The 14458-nt window shown below is 59.7% G+C and carries 14 protein-coding genes and 1 tRNA gene; 7 read left to right on the top strand and 8 right to left on the bottom strand.

Annotation, left to right across the window (positions count from 1 at the left end):
• Positions 1–69: 69 nt before the first annotated feature.
• Complete coding sequence (locus NW808_RS07445; RefSeq protein WP_414420783.1) at positions 70–732, top strand: Uma2 family endonuclease; 663 nt, start codon at positions 70–72, stop codon at positions 730–732.
• A gap of 362 nt (positions 733–1094) precedes the next feature.
• Here NW808_RS07445 and NW808_RS07440 read toward each other — a convergent pair whose 3' ends face one another.
• Positions 1095–1727 carry a Crp/Fnr family transcriptional regulator gene (locus tag NW808_RS07440; RefSeq protein ID WP_414420782.1) on the bottom strand — a complete coding sequence of 211 codons (633 nt, stop codon included), beginning with the start codon at positions 1725–1727 and terminating at the stop codon, positions 1095–1097.
• 251 nt (positions 1728–1978) lie between these two features.
• Here NW808_RS07440 and atpC point away from each other — a divergent pair, with 251 nt between their 5' ends.
• The gene (gene atpC, locus NW808_RS07435) at positions 1979–2386 is read left to right on the top strand and encodes an ATP synthase F1 subunit epsilon (protein ID WP_414420781.1); all 408 of its coding nucleotides are present in this window, start codon (positions 1979–1981) and stop codon (positions 2384–2386) included.
• 139 nt (positions 2387–2525) lie between these two features.
• Complete coding sequence (gene thiL, locus NW808_RS07430) at positions 2526–3485, top strand: thiamine-phosphate kinase (RefSeq protein WP_414420835.1); 960 nt, start codon at positions 2526–2528, stop codon at positions 3483–3485.
• Positions 3486–3490: 5 nt separating this feature from the next.
• Here thiL and NW808_RS07425 read toward each other — a convergent pair whose 3' ends face one another.
• The 3 genes from NW808_RS07425 to NW808_RS07415 all read right to left on the bottom strand — a co-directional run bounded on the left by NW808_RS07425 (position 3491) and on the right by NW808_RS07415 (position 6132).
• Positions 3491–5080 carry a DUF6930 domain-containing protein gene (locus tag NW808_RS07425; protein ID WP_414420780.1) on the bottom strand — a complete coding sequence of 530 codons (1590 nt, stop codon included), beginning with the start codon at positions 5078–5080 and terminating at the stop codon, positions 3491–3493.
• Between the two features lie 169 nt (positions 5081–5249).
• A tRNA-Thr gene (locus tag NW808_RS07420) sits at positions 5250–5322 on the bottom strand.
• A 114-nt stretch (positions 5323–5436) separates the two neighbouring features.
• Entirely contained in the window at positions 5437–6132 is a 696-nt protein-coding gene (locus tag NW808_RS07415) for a TPM domain-containing protein (protein ID WP_414395147.1), read from the bottom strand.
• 337 nt (positions 6133–6469) lie between these two features.
• Here NW808_RS07415 and NW808_RS07410 point away from each other — a divergent pair, with 337 nt between their 5' ends.
• Together NW808_RS07410 and NW808_RS07405 are read left to right on the top strand one after the other, a co-directional pair.
• Positions 6470–8326: a S8 family serine peptidase gene (locus NW808_RS07410; protein WP_414420779.1), complete on the top strand. Its 1857-nt coding sequence runs from the start codon at positions 6470–6472 to the stop codon at positions 8324–8326.
• Complete coding sequence (locus tag NW808_RS07405) at positions 8326–8574, top strand: hypothetical protein (RefSeq protein WP_414409770.1); 249 nt, start codon at positions 8326–8328, stop codon at positions 8572–8574. Before NW808_RS07410 ends, NW808_RS07405 begins: the two co-directional genes overlap by 1 nt.
• 31 nt (positions 8575–8605) lie before the next feature.
• On the opposite strand, the gene NW808_RS07400 is transcribed toward NW808_RS07405, so the two are convergent.
• Entirely contained in the window at positions 8606–9625 is a 1020-nt protein-coding gene (locus tag NW808_RS07400; protein ID WP_414394900.1) for an FHA domain-containing protein, read from the bottom strand.
• A 131-nt stretch (positions 9626–9756) separates the two neighbouring features.
• Here NW808_RS07400 and NW808_RS07395 point away from each other — a divergent pair, with 131 nt between their 5' ends.
• Positions 9757–10242 carry a CGLD27 family protein gene (locus NW808_RS07395; RefSeq protein ID WP_414394899.1) on the top strand — a complete coding sequence of 162 codons (486 nt, stop codon included), beginning with the start codon at positions 9757–9759 and terminating at the stop codon, positions 10240–10242.
• A 24-nt stretch (positions 10243–10266) separates the two neighbouring features.
• Positions 10267–11280: a bifunctional riboflavin kinase/FAD synthetase gene (locus NW808_RS07390; RefSeq protein WP_414420778.1), complete on the top strand. Its 1014-nt coding sequence runs from the start codon at positions 10267–10269 to the stop codon at positions 11278–11280.
• On the opposite strand, the gene cobS is transcribed toward NW808_RS07390, so the two are convergent.
• The 3 genes from cobS to NW808_RS07375 all read right to left on the bottom strand — a co-directional run bounded on the left by cobS (position 11211) and on the right by NW808_RS07375 (position 14414).
• Entirely contained in the window at positions 11211–11975 is a 765-nt protein-coding gene (gene cobS, locus NW808_RS07385) for an adenosylcobinamide-GDP ribazoletransferase (RefSeq protein ID WP_414420777.1), read from the bottom strand. The two genes, NW808_RS07390 and cobS, sit on opposite strands and share 70 nt — an antisense overlap.
• Before the next feature lie 81 nt (positions 11976–12056).
• Positions 12057–13262: an RNA polymerase sigma factor RpoD gene (rpoD, locus tag NW808_RS07380; protein WP_414420776.1), complete on the bottom strand. Its 1206-nt coding sequence runs from the start codon at positions 13260–13262 to the stop codon at positions 12057–12059.
• 687 nt (positions 13263–13949) lie between these two features.
• Entirely contained in the window at positions 13950–14414 is a 465-nt protein-coding gene (locus tag NW808_RS07375) for a fasciclin domain-containing protein (RefSeq protein ID WP_414405283.1), read from the bottom strand.
• Positions 14415–14458 lie beyond the last annotated feature (44 nt).

Here is a 14458-nt window from a genome sequence, read left to right as displayed (position 1 = left end):
AGCCTGCCTCTTCGCGAGGACGGGTGATAGGCTTGAGGGAAAGTTCCCCCACCCCCTGAGGGAAGAGCAATGGTTCTTGCCTCAAAGCCGGCTACCCCTTCCATCCTCGAGCGGCACGACGCCACCTGGCAGGACTACTTGACCATTTGCAACCATCCCACCCTGGACTGGCAGAAGATTTCTTTTTACCAGGGCTGGTTGTGGGTCAGCATGGGCAAGGAAGGGCCAGAGCACGCCTCCGTCAGCGATTTGATGACGGCAATCTTTTTCGCCTGGGCCTTTCTGCACCCGGACGTGCCGCTGCAGTCCTACGGTCGCTGCCTGATTGAGTACCCAGAAACCCACGCCTGCGCCCCCGACCTAGTGCTCTACAAGGGAGAAAACATCCCCAGATACCAAGCCGGCGAGCCGCGGCGGATTGACTTGCGTTTCCAAAGGTCTCCCGACCTGGTGGGCGAAATTGCCGACACCACCCTCAGCCTTGACCTAGACGAGCAAAAGCAGCTCTACGCCAGCCTGGGCATTCCTGAGTACTGGGTCATCGATGTCAAAGGGCGGCGTGTTTTTGCTTTTGCCCTGGCCGAGGATGGACGCTACCGGGCCATTGCCCAGTCGCAGGTGCTAGCGGGCCTGCCGATAGCCCTGCTTGAGCAGACTCTGGAACGCTTGGCCAACGAAACCAACACGGCGGCCGCCAACTGGCTTCTCCAACAGCTCCAACGCCAGGCTTAAAGCCATCAGGGCTCTCCTCTAGTCCTTGATTCACCGTTCGCGTAAGCGGGACGGAGTCCGTACAATCGGCCACTTTGCGGCATAACCAACCTCCTGCCTTGACGTAGATTGGCTGAGCTAGTAGGCTTGCAAGTACATCTTTTCTGGTAGGCACCTAGGCTAAAGTTGGCTCCTTCTTTAGCCTGTGTGCCCTCTAAGGGCAAGGAGCAACTACCGTCAGCTCGAGGGGAAGTGACGCCTGTGGAGATCCCTCTGGCGGGGTAGTAGGTGTTGAGCCTGCTACTAGCTATGGGTCGTGGAAGTAGGAAGAAAGCATCAACCGCGAGCAAAAGTCCGCTTTTGCCCGAGGTTGTATGAGTCTTTCAGAGCGGCGTTTGGCCCAGCTTGATGATGAGATGGTGGCTTTTGTCCACTGTGATCCAGCCCTGCTGGCGGAAACGGTTCAAAAGACGGGTGATGGTGACGCGGGTAGTGCCGATGGCATTGGCCAAGTCTTGGTGCGTAAGGCGCACCTGCAGGCGTACTCCTGTCGCAATGGGGGATCCCAACTCCACTGCCAACAGGGAGAGCAACTGACGCAGCCGATCCTCCACCCGCCGCCGCCCGGCCAGAGCCAGCAGTGCTTCGGTTTGGCGCAGTCGCCGCACCAACTGCTTGAGCAGCCCCTGGCTTAGGGTTTCTGAGGCTTCCACCTCGGCTGCCGACAGCCGCAGCACGTCAACTGCCGTCAACGCCTTAGCTTGGTAGGGATCCAACTTTGTCAGCGGGGATCCCAGCGGCATGGAGGGAACGGCAAAGCCCAAAATGGCCTCACTCCCGTTGGCATGGACAGTACTCAACTGCACTATGCCTCGGCAGACAATCACCCACTCTTCGGGCGGCAGAGGAATGATTTGGCGAGGGCTGTAGGAAGATAGGCTGCGGCCTCGGTAGAGGTCTTCTAGGAGCTGACGCTCCCGTTTGACATACTGGCTGGGCGTCGTTTCAGGCGTCATGAGCTAGCTCTGCTGGGGCAAACTTGGGTTCCAGCGGGCGGCCTTTCCCCTGTTGAGGGGGAACAAGAGTCAGCCTTGGGACCAAGGATTCGTGTTCTCGACTACACCATATCGCTTGCCTTTCCCGCTGAAGTAAAGAGGAGGTTATGCTTGGGTTAAGTCTTGCCCTCGGCTCAGAAGCGGACAAAGCTGGGTGCAACCGCCATCCGGTAGGATAAAAACAGCTAAGCTCAAGCTTCAGGAGACCTGCCGTGGCGCTGATGGTTCGCGTGATTACTCCTGACCGCATTGTTTGGGATGCCCCTGCCGAGGAGGTGATCCTCCCTGCCACCTCAGGCCAGCTGGGTATCCTGACCAATCACGCTCCCCTGTTGACAGCCATCGGCAACGGCGTGATGCGGGTCAAGGCCGGTGGCAAGTGGTCGGCCATTGCCGTGATGGGTGGCTTTGCAGAAGTGGAAAACAACGAGGTAACGGTTCTAGTCAACCGGGCCGAGCGAGGAGAACAAGTCGACAAGGCTGCAGCTCAAGCTCTTTTGGAGAAGGCCAACCAAGTTTTGAACACTAGCAGTGACAAGCAAGAGCGCCTGCAGGCTCAGTTGGATCAGCAACGGGCCAGGGCTTTACTCCAAGCTGCCGAAATGGGTTCCAAAAGCTAGGGGATACCTCTTGGTTAAGGTGAGGCTAGCTACCCGTAGGTTAGCGGAGTAGGATCCTCAAGACTCTTCCGCCCACGTGCATCCCCAGAAGCCTCCTCTGTTTTCTGATCCTCCCGAGGATTCTCACCAGCTTCTCCCGATCTCAGCCATTGGCGAGGCGGGGCTACTGCAGGTGGTGCAACGCTACTGTCCTGAGCAGGTGGTAGGGGATGATGCCGCAGTGTTGGCTGTTCCCCAAGGACAGTTGGTGGTAACCACCGATGTCTTGGTAGAGGGAGTTCACTTTAGCAACTTGACCACCCCGCCCCATGCCGTGGGCTGGCGCGCGGCAACTGCCAATTTGTCGGACTTGGCGGCGATGGGATCCCGTCCCCACTCGTTGCTCGTAGGCCTGGGCCTGCCGCCCTCCACACCAGTGGCCTGGGTGGAGGAGCTCTACCAGGGAATACAGGCTTGCTGCGCCCCCTGGGGATGCCAAGTGGTGGGAGGGGATCTGTGCCGCTCGCCCCAGCGGTTTGTGGCCATTACGGCGCTGGGATCGGTGCAGCCAGGGCGGGCCATTGAGCGCAAGCGGGCGCAGCCGGGCGATTGGCTCATCGTAACTGGGCCCCATGGGGATGCGCGGGCTGGCCTGGAGCTCTTGCTTCACCCTGAGCAGGGATCTACAGCCCCGACAGCCGAGCAGCAGTTAATTAGGGCCCACCAATACCCCCACCCGCGGCTGGATCTGTTACCTCTGTTGGCAGCGATCCCTGACCCTATGCGCCTTGCCGGCATGGACACCAGCGATGGCCTAGCCGATGCCCTGGTGCAGGTGTGTCAGGCTAGCGGGGTGGCAGCGAGGATCGAGGCGGAGCGGATCCCGATTTCAGAGGCTTTGCAGCAGGTCTTTCCGGCCCAGGCCCTAGAGTGGGCCCTCTACGGCGGGGAAGACTTTCAGCTACTCCTTAGCGCCGAGCCTTCCATAGCCCAGTACCTCTTGGAAAAGCTGCCAGGGGCAGCCTGGATTGGCGAAGTCACTGGCTGGGATCCGCAGGGGACGGTGCGGCTAGACAACGGCCAGATCCTCAGCCGACAGCAGGCCTTCCAGCATTTTTGAGCGGCTCAAAAGTGCAAGTGTCGGCTGACGCGCACCAAGGGACCCAGCCCTAGCCGCTTGGGACTGAGGGCCTGCATCTCAAACACGGCCAAAATATGGTGCACCGGCAGCTCTGGCTGGTGGGAATTTGCCCCCATCGCGATTACCAACCCGCAGCAGCCCCCCGTATCGCGGCAACGCCGCTCCCAGCGCCTGCGAGCCCTTGAGTGCACGGGGTCGTCTTTGGGAAATTCGCCAAACAAGTGCAGGTCGCGGTTACCCGTCTGGACAATTTCTAGCTCGTAGCGATGGCCATCGAAGGGATCCACTCCCGTATTGAAACAAACCCCTTGGGGGCCCCCCTCGCCGCGCAGGTTTTCAATCAGTTGCTTGGCCTTGGAGCGAGAGGTGCGCACAATCACCACCGGCAGCCCCTCCCCCTTCTGCACCAGTTTGCTCTGAGGGAGAGGATGCACTTGCCCTGCACGGCGCAACACCTCCACTGTGGCCCAAGGCAGCAGTCCCAGGCCAAGCTGCGCTCCCTCAGGCAACAGATCCTCTCGGAGCAGAGCTTGGGTGGGTTTCTCTTCCTCTAATGCCAGCAGCTCTGCCGCCAACTCAGGCAGGGTGCGCACCTGCACCGACAGGGCTTCCCCTTGGGGATTGGGAACGCAATACTGCCCCTGACAAGGTTGAAAGCCCTTTTCCAGCTTGCGGCGGTACTGCTTCAAGAAGCAATGCAAGGCCTCCAAGGCCACGGCCAAGGTTGCTGCCTCCTCTTCCTGTAAAACACCGCGCAAGCCCTCCAGCGGGTGGATGGTGCCGAAGTTCGGCTCGATTTCTTCGGGATCCAACTCTGCCAAGTCCAAGTTTGGCCAGTCTTCCAGTTCGGGATGGCGGGGTTGAAAAGTCAGGTAGAGACAGTCCTGCCTCAGGAAGACTTCCTCCATCTCAGCAGGGTCCGCTTGCCTAGCCTGCTGGCGAAACTGTTTGAGGGAGGGCAGGGAGCGGTAAAAAATCACCCCATACTCCATTCCTGCCCGTCCCATGATTGAGACGTAGAGAGTTTCGACGTCCCACTGATGCAGCTCGATGGCTAGAATGTGGTGATCCTCAAGGTACTCCCAGGGGGCATCCTGCCAGAGGGTAAAGGCTTTGCTAGCCAAGAGTTCTGCGTAGTTTTCTGGCAAAGGTGGGGGGATCTGCTCCTGAGCCTCGGCAAAGCTTTGTAGGATCTCATCGATGAGCGGTAGCTCCGGCTGGTATTCCACTTTGATGTCCAGCTCGTGCAGAATGCCGTGCAGGAAAAACCGCACCTCCCGGTTGCGCACGACGATTTTCTGGGGACGGGCTGGCAAGCCCGCATTGGGCCGCTCCATGGCCGCGATCAAGGCCCGCACCATTGGCTCCATGCCAGAGCCAGCAGGCACCACCTCCATAGCTCGCACCACACCCTGAACGCCGTCCACCCAGAGAATGCATTCCCCCTCGCCGGGAGAAGGCTGGGAGCCAGCAACTGGCGAGCTTGGCAGGCTGTGGCGATCCCCTTCCCACACGGAAGGAATCTGGGGCAGCTTTTGCAGTCGACGAACCGTAGCGGCTGGCAGACGCGACATAGACATCCCGAGACCACAGAAACCACCCAAAGGCCTAGCAGATGCCTTGGGTAGGGATCCCTCTCTCCTCAGCCAAGTTGAGAGTGGGGATCCCCCTCCAGCCACTCTAACCGAGCCCGGAGAAGCTGGATCCCCGCTAGGGACAATGGCCAAGCAAACCCGAGTGAAGAGCTGATGGTCAGATTCGAACTGACGACCGCTCGATTACAAGTCGAGTGCTCTACCAACTGAGCTACATCAGCCCATTCTACCTGGATTATACTAGCACCTCCCTTGCAAGTTGTCCCCGCCTGCCAGTTTGTTGCTAGGGGGCAGCAGGCAGGGGATTGAGCTGACAGCCGAGAGAGGCAAGGAAGCTACTGCCGATCCTCTGCTGGCTGTGGAATGGGAGCTAGGTAAATAGCCAAAGCTCCGGCCAGAAAGCCCAAGATATTGCGCACCACTGGCAGCCAATCTCGGGTGCGAGCAACCACTGGGCCAAGGCCAAAGGCCCCAAACAAAATGAACCACAAGGGAGAGATGAGCAAAGCCCAGCGCCAGTTAAACACCTCCTCTCCCTGGCGGGGTTTGCCGGCAAACCCAAAGACAATCCCACCCAAGATAGAGGTAATCAACGTCAGGATCCACTGCTCCTGCGGCAGCCCGGGCACTACCCGGCAACCGCCTTGGCGAAAACAGCGATCCAGAACCTCAACGGCCTCTAGAATGGCGCGGTGGGCGCCATGTTCCTGCACATAGAACTGGTTGCCAAAGCGAGACTGCAGCTCGATCCAAAAGGTGCGCGGCAAGATCTCCCGCACCGCATCCCCCACGTTGAAGGCCAGCAGGTTGCCCCCCCGGGGATCCGCCACCATCAAAACGCTGCGCTCGTTTAGGCCCCAGTACTCCTTCACCTGGCGGCCCGGGGTTTGGTCAAACTGGGTCAACACCCGCAGCTTCCAGCCAGTTTCTTCCTCCAGCCGGCTCAGGTGCTCGGCCAGTTCGGCTTCCTCCTTGCTGCTCAACTGATCCGCCAAGTCCAAAACCGGAACAGGCGGCTGAGGCAACTCCATCGGCACTGCTGGCAGGGCAGGCTGCGCCCACAGGGGAGATCCCCCGCCCAGCCAAATCCATAGCCCTAGGCAAAGACTCACTCCAAAGCAAAGTACCCTTTGCCACTGGATGCTCATGCTGCTCCCTCTTTAAAGACCAAATCCTGAAAACTGATGTTAAGAAGTGTTTCAAGTTCTTACAGATCCATCATGCCCTGGAAGCCAACATTTGGCCAGAGGGAGTTCTTTCTGGGTTTTCCAGGTAGCTGCGGGAAGGGTTGGCAGCAGAGTCTTTTCTGGTCAATTGCCCATCGAGAGGGCATACTGGTGGCAACAATTTTGGATGCCGGGGGCGTGCATGATGAAGTTCAGACGCTGGTTGGGTCTCTGCTGGGCCGGCCTGATGGCGCTACTCCTCACGGCCTGCGGCCAGGGATCCACTCCCTACGACAGCATTGTGATCAACTTTGTTAACACGGCTACTCCTAGTGAGATCGCTGCTCTTGCCAAGGAGTACAACTTGACGCTGCGACCCAGCAGCAACAGTGCCTTTGCCCGCCAAGAGGTTATTTACCTAGCCACTGGGGAGGCGACTCATCCCAGGGCCACCCGGCGGCTGCTCCAGCGGCTTCAGCGGGAAGCCCTCGTTGAGTATGCCCACCCCAACTACCAATTCCAGGCCGCTTTCGTGCCCAACGATCCCCTTTACTCCCAGCAGTGGAACCTACGGGCCATCCGCATGCCCGAAGCCTGGGAGATTTCCCAAGGGGAAGGGGTGACGGTGGCAGTCGTGGACACGGGGGTGACGCGGGTGCCGGATCTGGCCCAGACCGAATTTGTGAAGGGCTACGACTTCGTGGATGACGATGAGGATCCCACCGACCTCAACGGCCACGGCACCCATGTGGCTGGCACCCTTGCCCAGTCCACCAACAACGCCCTGGGCGTGGCAGGTGTTGCCTTCAAGGCCAAGATCATGCCCGTGCGGGTGCTGGATGCCAACGGCTTTGGATCCCTGTCGGACGTGGTGGAAGGGATCCGCTATGCCGTCGACCATGGCGCTACCGTCATCAACCTCAGCTTGGGCAGTCGCGCCTCAGCTCGCTTGATGGAAGAGGCGGTAGCTTACGCCCACAGTAAAGGAGTGACCGTCGTTGCAGCTGCTGGCAACGAAAACTCCAGCCAGGTAAGCTACCCAGCCCGCTATCCCCATGTCATCGCCGTCTCAGCCACGGGGCCTGATGGCACCAAAGCTCCCTACTCCAACTATGGGGTGGGCGTGGATATTGCTGCTCCTGGTGGGGCCAAGACGCCCGAGCACCCGGAGTACGGCATCCTGCAGCAGACCATCAACCGCCGCAACCCCGACGAGCCGGTCTTCGCCTACTTCCAAGGCACCAGCATGGCTGCCCCCCACGTGGCTGGCGTGGCGGCGCTGATCCAGGCTCAGGGCATCAAGGATCCGGACAAGGTGGAGGCCATCCTCAAGATGTCAGCTGCCCCAGTACCTGGCGACAAACAGAACTTCTACGGCGCCGGTCTGCTGGACGCAGCCAGAGCCTTGGCCCGAGCCAGGGGTCAGCAGGAGGAAAACCCCTTGGTGCTGTGGCTGAAGGACTTCCTAAAGTACCTAAACGACAACGGCTACCTCAACCCTCGCTTCTGGTTTGATGGGGGCGCAATTGCCCTGGTGCCCAAGCTGCTGATGGTTGTAGGTGGCTACATCCTCCTGGTGCTCATTCGCTGGTGGCTGGCTCCCAAGCCCGTACCGGTGACAGTGCCCCTGTTGGCTGGAATCCTCCTGGGCAGCGCTGGCCTCTTCCCCCTGCAAGGGTTGGCCATTGTGGGTTTCCCCCGCTGGCCCTTGCAACTGCTGGGCAGCTCCCTGCCAGAGCTAGGCACCGCCTTAGCCCAGACCCATGCCCTAGATCCCTTGTTTGCCAGTGTGTTGATCCCTGGCCTGTTGATGGTGCTCCTCCTAGGTCATCGGCGCTGGCGCTGGGCAGTCATCGGCCTCTGCCTGGGGGTGGCTTCCCATCTGCTCCTGTCGGGATCCCTGTTCTATGAGGGGGTACTATGGCTTGGATCCTCTGCTTGGTTGGGGCGCTCCTTCTTGCTCCTCAATGGCTTGCTCTGCCTGGGCCTGGCCTACTTGGGAGCACAAGCCATCTTGGATTTGCAGCCCAGCAGCACCGTCCTAGCTCTGAGGAAGTGATGCAAGAATTTAGGGGTACCATTGAGTTTCTCGACATTGAGGGGGGGGTGTGGGTGCTGACGCTCCCTTCAGGTCAGCACTACGCCCTCTTCCGCGCCCCCAAAGAGCTCCTGCAGGAGGGATTGCAGGTTACCATTCAGGGGCAGGTGAGGGAAGATTGGGTAACAACAGCGCAGGTGGGCCCAGTCTTGGAGGTAAAAAGCTTCCGGAAGCAGCCCTGGCCAACTGAACCTCTGGGAGGACCCTAGTACCCCCTGCCAGCCATCCCCAGGCCGGCAGTTACTCCGAGCTTGGGATTTGACTGAGAACTGCTTGCAGAGAGCGGACATCGCAGCAGTACACCTGGTGCGGGCGGGCATACCCTTTGAGCTCCACCACCTGCTGGGAGAAGCAAGTGGCTGACTGACCTAGTTGTCGGGTCAAGTAGGCGTAGGTGCTCTGGCTGATGGCCAGGTCAGTGTTGAGGGTGCGGGTGGCGCTTTCGAGGCGAAAGGCCAGGTTGACGGTGTCGCCCAGAGCCGTGTACTCCTGGCGAGTGGTGTTGCCTACCTGGCGCACGATGGCTGGGCCAGTGTTGACGCCTGCTCCCAGGCGCAGGGGAGAGGGCAGGGGAAACTCGCTATTCAGTTGTTCGGTCATCTGGAACAGCTTCACCAGGGCCTGCAGAACTGACTTCACGTCAAGCTCGATCTCCGCCTGGTCGGCTGGCAAGGGATCCGCATGGGGTGTATGGAACCAGACGGCCATGATGGCGTCGCCAATGTACTTATCAACGCTGCCTCCCTGTTGCTGGATGATGTCGCCGCCGCGCCGGAACCAGTCGCCCATCACCTGGGAAAGCAGCCGCTCGTCCAGTTGTTGGGTCAGTTGTCCGTAACCGCGTACGTCAACCACGGCCACTGAGATGAGCCAGCGGGTCTGCAGCACCAGGGTGTCCGAGGGCCTGCCGGCAGAGCCGGGCTCTGGGCTAGTCAGGGATCCGCTGTGAAACTCAAGCTGGGATTGGCCAAGAGTAAGGCGATCCCCGTCTTGCAGCAGCGTGGGAATGCTGATGCGGCGATTGTTAACAAACGAGCCGTTGCGGCTGCCCAGATCGATGAGATAGATGCTGTTGTCATCCAAGTACTGCAGCAGGGCGTGCTGGCGGGAGACACTGGGATCGTTGAGGACAATGGCGTTGCCCTCATCGCGGCCCAGTGTCCAAGCTGTGGCTCCAGCAAGAACGTACTTCCTCTGGCTGCCGTCCGGCTCTCTAAGAATCAGGTAGGGAGCAGCGGCAGGTTCGCCTGGGACGCTCATGGTAGGAGAGGAGATAAGGCAACCCCACTCTAATACGATACCCCTCTCCCCTGCATTTGAACCGCAGCTAGGCTGGGCTTGGCGGGCATCAGGCCAACTAATATCATGTTGTGTAGATATGTTAAGGCCCTATGGCGAATCCTTCCCATCCCATTCCTGCTGAGCAGCAGCCTCTGCGGCAATATGCGGAGCTAAGGGAAGCTTTTCTTTTTCGCTGGCCAACACTGGCCTGGCTCCCCTACTTACGGCGGCTCCTGGGCGTGTGGGGAGCGGTTGCGGTGGGAATTTTGCCACTGGTGTGGGGCAGCTTTGTCGGGGATTGGGGCCACTTCACCTTGGCATGGATCCTGGGAGCCAATGCCTTGCTAGGCCTAGTGCTGCTCCACCTCTACTTGGGCTGGGCCCACGTGCGGCGGCGCTTGGTGCAGCCGCGGATCCCTTACGAAGAAAGCGGCTGGTACGACGGGGCAATGTACGTCAAATCGGAAGAGGAGCTGGCTCAGCATCGGCTCATTGTCCGTTATCAGGTTGAGCCGGTGTTGCAGCGCCTGCGACGCAGCTTGTGGGGGGTGGTTGGGCTGAGTGCCCTGACGGCCTTGCTTTGGCCACTCTGGTAGGGAGAACCAAGGGGATCCCAAGCGGTGCACGTAACTTCTGATCTGGCTCAAGCCTTGCGGCCCACTGCCGTTGCCATTGGTAACTTCGATGGCTTGCACCTGGGCCATCAGAAAGTGCTGCAGCCAATTCGAGACTCCCCAGAGGGGGTGCGCACGGTTCTCACGTTTCATCCCCACCCGCAGGAGGTGTTGACGGGGCAAAAGCAATGGCTGCTGACTCCGCCGGAGGAGAAGCTGGCGCTGTTGGCTGAAATGGGCTTTGAACAGGTGGTGCTGCTCCCCTTTACCCCTGCCCTGGCTTGCCAGCCTCCCCAAGACTTCATCCAGACAGTTCTTGAGCAAGGGTTGTGCGTTCGCCACCTCAGCGTTGGCTGGGACTTTTGCTTTGGCCATCGCCGCTCCGGTACTGCCCAAACCCTGAAGGCCTGGGGATCCCAGTGCCGTATTCCAGTAGAGGTCATCCCGGAGGTGCAACTAAACGGGAAGCGAGTCAGCAGCTCCCGCATTCGCGCTGCCCTAGCTACAGGGGAGGTGGCAGCAGCCGCAGAGCTCTTGGGTCGTCCCTATCAGCTCATTGGAGAGGTGGTGCCAGGGGATCGCCGGGGACGGGAGCTGGGCTTTCCCACTGCCAATCTGCGCCTGCCGCCCGAGAAGTTCTTGCCCCGCAACGGAGTGTACAGCGCCTGGGTGGAGGTGCCCGCTGCCGCGGGAGCTCTGCCAGGAGTGATGAACATCGGCTACCGTCCTACGTTTGCTGGGCTGCGGCACACGGTTGAGGTGCATCTGCTGGATTGGACGGGCGATCTCTACGGGCAGGAGGTGCGGGTGGCGTTGCAGGGGTTTATCCGCCCAGAGCGGCGCTTCCCCAAAGTAGCGGACTTGATCCACCAAATCCAGCAGGATTGCCAGAAGGCTCGGCAACAATTGGGCTTGGCGGAGCCGGTTCCTCTCCCAGCGCAAGAGAGACCTCAGGAGAGCTTAATCAGGGATCCCCACAGCAGGGCTATCGCCTCAGACCACTCCACCGTGGCCCCGTAGGTATCCCCCGTGTGTCCTCCCAGTTGGCGGTAGATCCAGTGGCCCACGGCCAAGGCTCCCAGAGCAGCGCCCAGCGTCCAAAGTAGCAGAGGCCGCCAGGCCAGGATCCCGCTTCCCCCCAGACCGGCTGTGGTAACCCCTAGGAGCAGGGTGCCCGGCCACAGGGATCCCGGCAGGGAGGTGGAGTCTTTGAGGAAGCGGGCGGATCCCTGCTCCCGCAAGTAGGGGTAGAGAGCAATGGCCAGCAGTTGGCCCCAGCGACCCCAGGCTGGCACCAAGAGCAGGAGGGGCCAGACTTGTAGGCTACTCAGGGCAGCAAACTTCAACAGCAGCACCAGCCCTAGGGCCAGTACCCCGTAGGCTCCCGTGTGGCTGTCGCTCATCACTTGGAGGCGGTGGGAATTGCTGGCTGACTGCTCTGAGCTGGTGTGGAGATTGGCCGCCAGGCCATCGGCGGTATCGGCCACCCCATCCAGGTGCAGCCCCCCGGTTAACACCACCCACAGCGCTACCAGTAAAGCTGCCCGTACTCCCGCTGGAAAAACCTGAAGCAAGAGGGAGGCCAAAAAGAGGATCCCGCCTAGGCATAGACCCACCGCCGGTAGCCAGGCGGCAATGCCCTCAAACTGCAGATCTGCTGCCCGTCCTAGGGGCAAGGCAGTGTAGAAAGTTAGAGCTGCCCAGAAACGCCGCAATGGTGTCCTCCTCCCTTCGAGGAGCTGGGATCCAGCCTCCCAGGATCTGGGGAGGTAGCAGCCAGGTCTAACTAGGCCCGGCTAGCGGATGTACTCTTTCAACACGCTGTTGCGATTGGGATGGCGCAGCTTGCGCAGCGCTTTGGCCTCGATCTGCCGGATGCGCTCCCGAGTGACGTTAAAGATTTGGCCAATCTCCTCCAAGGTTTTCATGCGGCCATCATCCAGCCCATAGCGCAGCCTCAACACATCCCGCTCGCGAGGGGTGAGGGTTGCCAAAACGCTTTCCAGATCTTCCCGCAATAACATCTTGGCCACCCGCTCCTCGGGAGTTTCTCCCTCCGACTCAATAAAGTCTCCCAGCCGCGAGTCCTCCTCTTTGCCAATAGGCGTCTCCAAGGAAATAGGAAGCTGAGCCGACTTGGCAATGAAGCGCAGCTTCTCGATGGTGATTTCCATGCGGGTGGCGATCTCCTCTTCCGTGGGCTTGCGGCCCAACTCCTGGGAAAGCTGCTTGGTGACTTTCTTAATGCGCGAGATGGTTTCGTAGAGGTGAACCGGCAGGCGAATGGTGCGCGATTGATCGGCAATGGCGCGGGTGATGGCTTGGCGGATCCACCAGGTGGCGTAGGTGGAAAACTTGTAGCCCTTTTCGTGATCAAACTTCTCGGCTGCCCGAATGAGGCCCAGGGAGCCCTCCTGGATCAGATCCTGAAAGGAGAGACCCCTGTTCATGTATTTCTTGGCAATAGAGACTACCAGCCGCAGGTTGGACTGCACCATCTTTTCTTTAGCCCGCCGCCCCTGGTGTAGGCGCCGCCGGAATTCCGGCAAGGGCATTTTGACTTCCTCTGCCCATAGCTCCTCCGGCACCTCCTCCGGGCTGGACCAGAGGCCCATTCGCTCGAAAACGGCCTCACGGGCGCGCTCTAGCTCCAGCAGATCGGCAATTTTTCGCGCTAGCTCAATTTCTTCGTCAGGCCGCAGGAGGCGAATGCGCCCAATTTCTTGCAAATAGACGCGAATAGAGTCGTCGGTGTAGACCTTTTTCTTGCTAGCCGATTTGCGTTTCGCATGCCCTTTGGCAGCAGTAGCCTCATCCTCCTCCTCGAGGAACTCTTCGTCGCCCTCCTCCTCGTCAAAAGCCTCAGGGTCACTGGCATCCAGTTCAAACTCGAGGGGATCCGCTCCATTGTCTGCATCCAGGAGGATGGAAGAGGAGCTTTCCAGATCCGAGTCGAGAAGAGCCGTCTGACCAGATGTCACCAACTCCTTTGCTTGCACCATGCTGATTTCCTCGTGACGCTAATCACAAAACTGGAGGCAACTAAGAGCTTCTAGACGCCAAGGCAAAAGAAGCAAGTCCCAAGTCCACTGCAACCCAGAACGCTAGCTCTAGGGCGCCAAGAGCTGCAGAACTAGACCCCGCTCGCGCTAGGCAAGCTGGCCCGCTTCTAGACAGCCAAGAGCTGGGGTTACTCTCGAAGCAACGGTGGCTCATGGGGCTCAATGAAACTGGTGCAAAACTTGTTGGACAGGCAAGCCCCCTCGAAATTGAGGAGGCCCACCTTTTGCTCTTCCCTGGCGCAGGGCAAGGCGCCTCCTGGAAGGGCTGGCTACCTCGACCCCTCCCCACGCTTGGAGGAAGGGGCAAACCACAGCCGCCGGCAAGGGATCCCTGCAGGCAGCTGTAGCCGTTCACACCAAACGCCTTCCCTAAATTAGCCCGCCCTTGGGGAAACAGCAACGGGGCAGGTAAAGAAAATCTAAACTTTGTCCCGCCGCCTCACAACGCTCCAATCCCGATGTCGGGGATCCCTACGACTTGACGGGGCGCTGGAGGATCCTCCAGGAGCCGATTTTGGTGGGCCGGAGACGGTGGAGCAACTCTACCAAGGCTTTCTAGGTCATCAAGACCCATACCTTGCAGCAGGAACCTGCCCAGTGGAGGATCTGCCTGCCGGTGGTGTCGCTTCAGGGGGCGCTGGCTAGGCCCTCTTTTTCCGCAGAGCGCAGGATTGGCCAGAACCAGTGGGGCCGCATGAGGATCACCGTGTCGATGACATGAATGATGCCGTTGTCGGCTTCAATATCGGCCTGGATAACGGTAGCATTGTTTACCTCAAACACGTCTCCTTCGATAAACAAATCGATGGGGGATCCCTCCACCGAGCCTACACTTCGATACTTGGCCAAATCCGCCTTTTTCAAGCGACCGGGCACCACATGGTAACACAAAATGCGAGTCAGTTGGGGGATGTTTTGCACCAGGGTGGTAATGGTGCCGGGAGGCAACTTGGCGAAAGCGGCATCGGTAGGCGCAAAAACAGTAAAGGGGCCAGGGCCTTTCAGAGTATCCACCAAGTTTGCCGCTTTCACGGCTGTAACTAGGGTGGAGAAACCCTCCGTAGCAACTGCAATATCGACAATATCAGGCATGGCAAAATCCTTATTTTGCTAGCAGTTGGGATGACAGGAAAGTC

The sequence above is a fragment of the Synechococcus sp. W70.1 genome (assembly GCF_047461515.1).
Lineage (GTDB): Bacteria > Cyanobacteriota > Cyanobacteriia > Thermostichales > Thermostichaceae > Thermostichus.
The sequence above is the reverse complement of the archived record's forward strand: the minus strand, read 5'-3'. Positions and strand labels throughout refer to the sequence as shown.

Excerpts from the sequence above, each read along its gene's own strand:
- NW808_RS07445 (WP_414420783.1), top strand. The coding sequence starts at position 70 with ATGGTTCTTGCCTCAAAGCCGGCTACCCCTTCCATCCTCGAGCGGCAC.
- NW808_RS07440 (WP_414420782.1), bottom strand. The coding sequence starts at position 1,727 with ATGACGCCTGAAACGACGCCCAGCCAGTATGTCAAACGGGAGCGTCAG.
- NW808_RS07425 (WP_414420780.1), bottom strand. The coding sequence starts at position 5,080 with ATGTCGCGTCTGCCAGCCGCTACGGTTCGTCGACTGCAAAAGCTGCCC.
- NW808_RS07415 (WP_414395147.1), bottom strand. The coding sequence starts at position 6,132 with ATGGAGTTGCCTCAGCCGCCTGTTCCGGTTTTGGACTTGGCGGATCAG.
- NW808_RS07410 (WP_414420779.1), top strand. The coding sequence starts at position 6,470 with ATGATGAAGTTCAGACGCTGGTTGGGTCTCTGCTGGGCCGGCCTGATG.
- NW808_RS07405 (WP_414409770.1), top strand. The coding sequence starts at position 8,326 with ATGCAAGAATTTAGGGGTACCATTGAGTTTCTCGACATTGAGGGGGGG.
- NW808_RS07400 (WP_414394900.1), bottom strand. The coding sequence starts at position 9,625 with ATGAGCGTCCCAGGCGAACCTGCCGCTGCTCCCTACCTGATTCTTAGA.
- NW808_RS07395 (WP_414394899.1), top strand. The coding sequence starts at position 9,757 with ATGGCGAATCCTTCCCATCCCATTCCTGCTGAGCAGCAGCCTCTGCGG.
- rpoD (WP_414420776.1), bottom strand. The coding sequence starts at position 13,262 with ATGGTGCAAGCAAAGGAGTTGGTGACATCTGGTCAGACGGCTCTTCTC.
- NW808_RS07375 (WP_414405283.1), bottom strand. The coding sequence starts at position 14,414 with ATGCCTGATATTGTCGATATTGCAGTTGCTACGGAGGGTTTCTCCACC.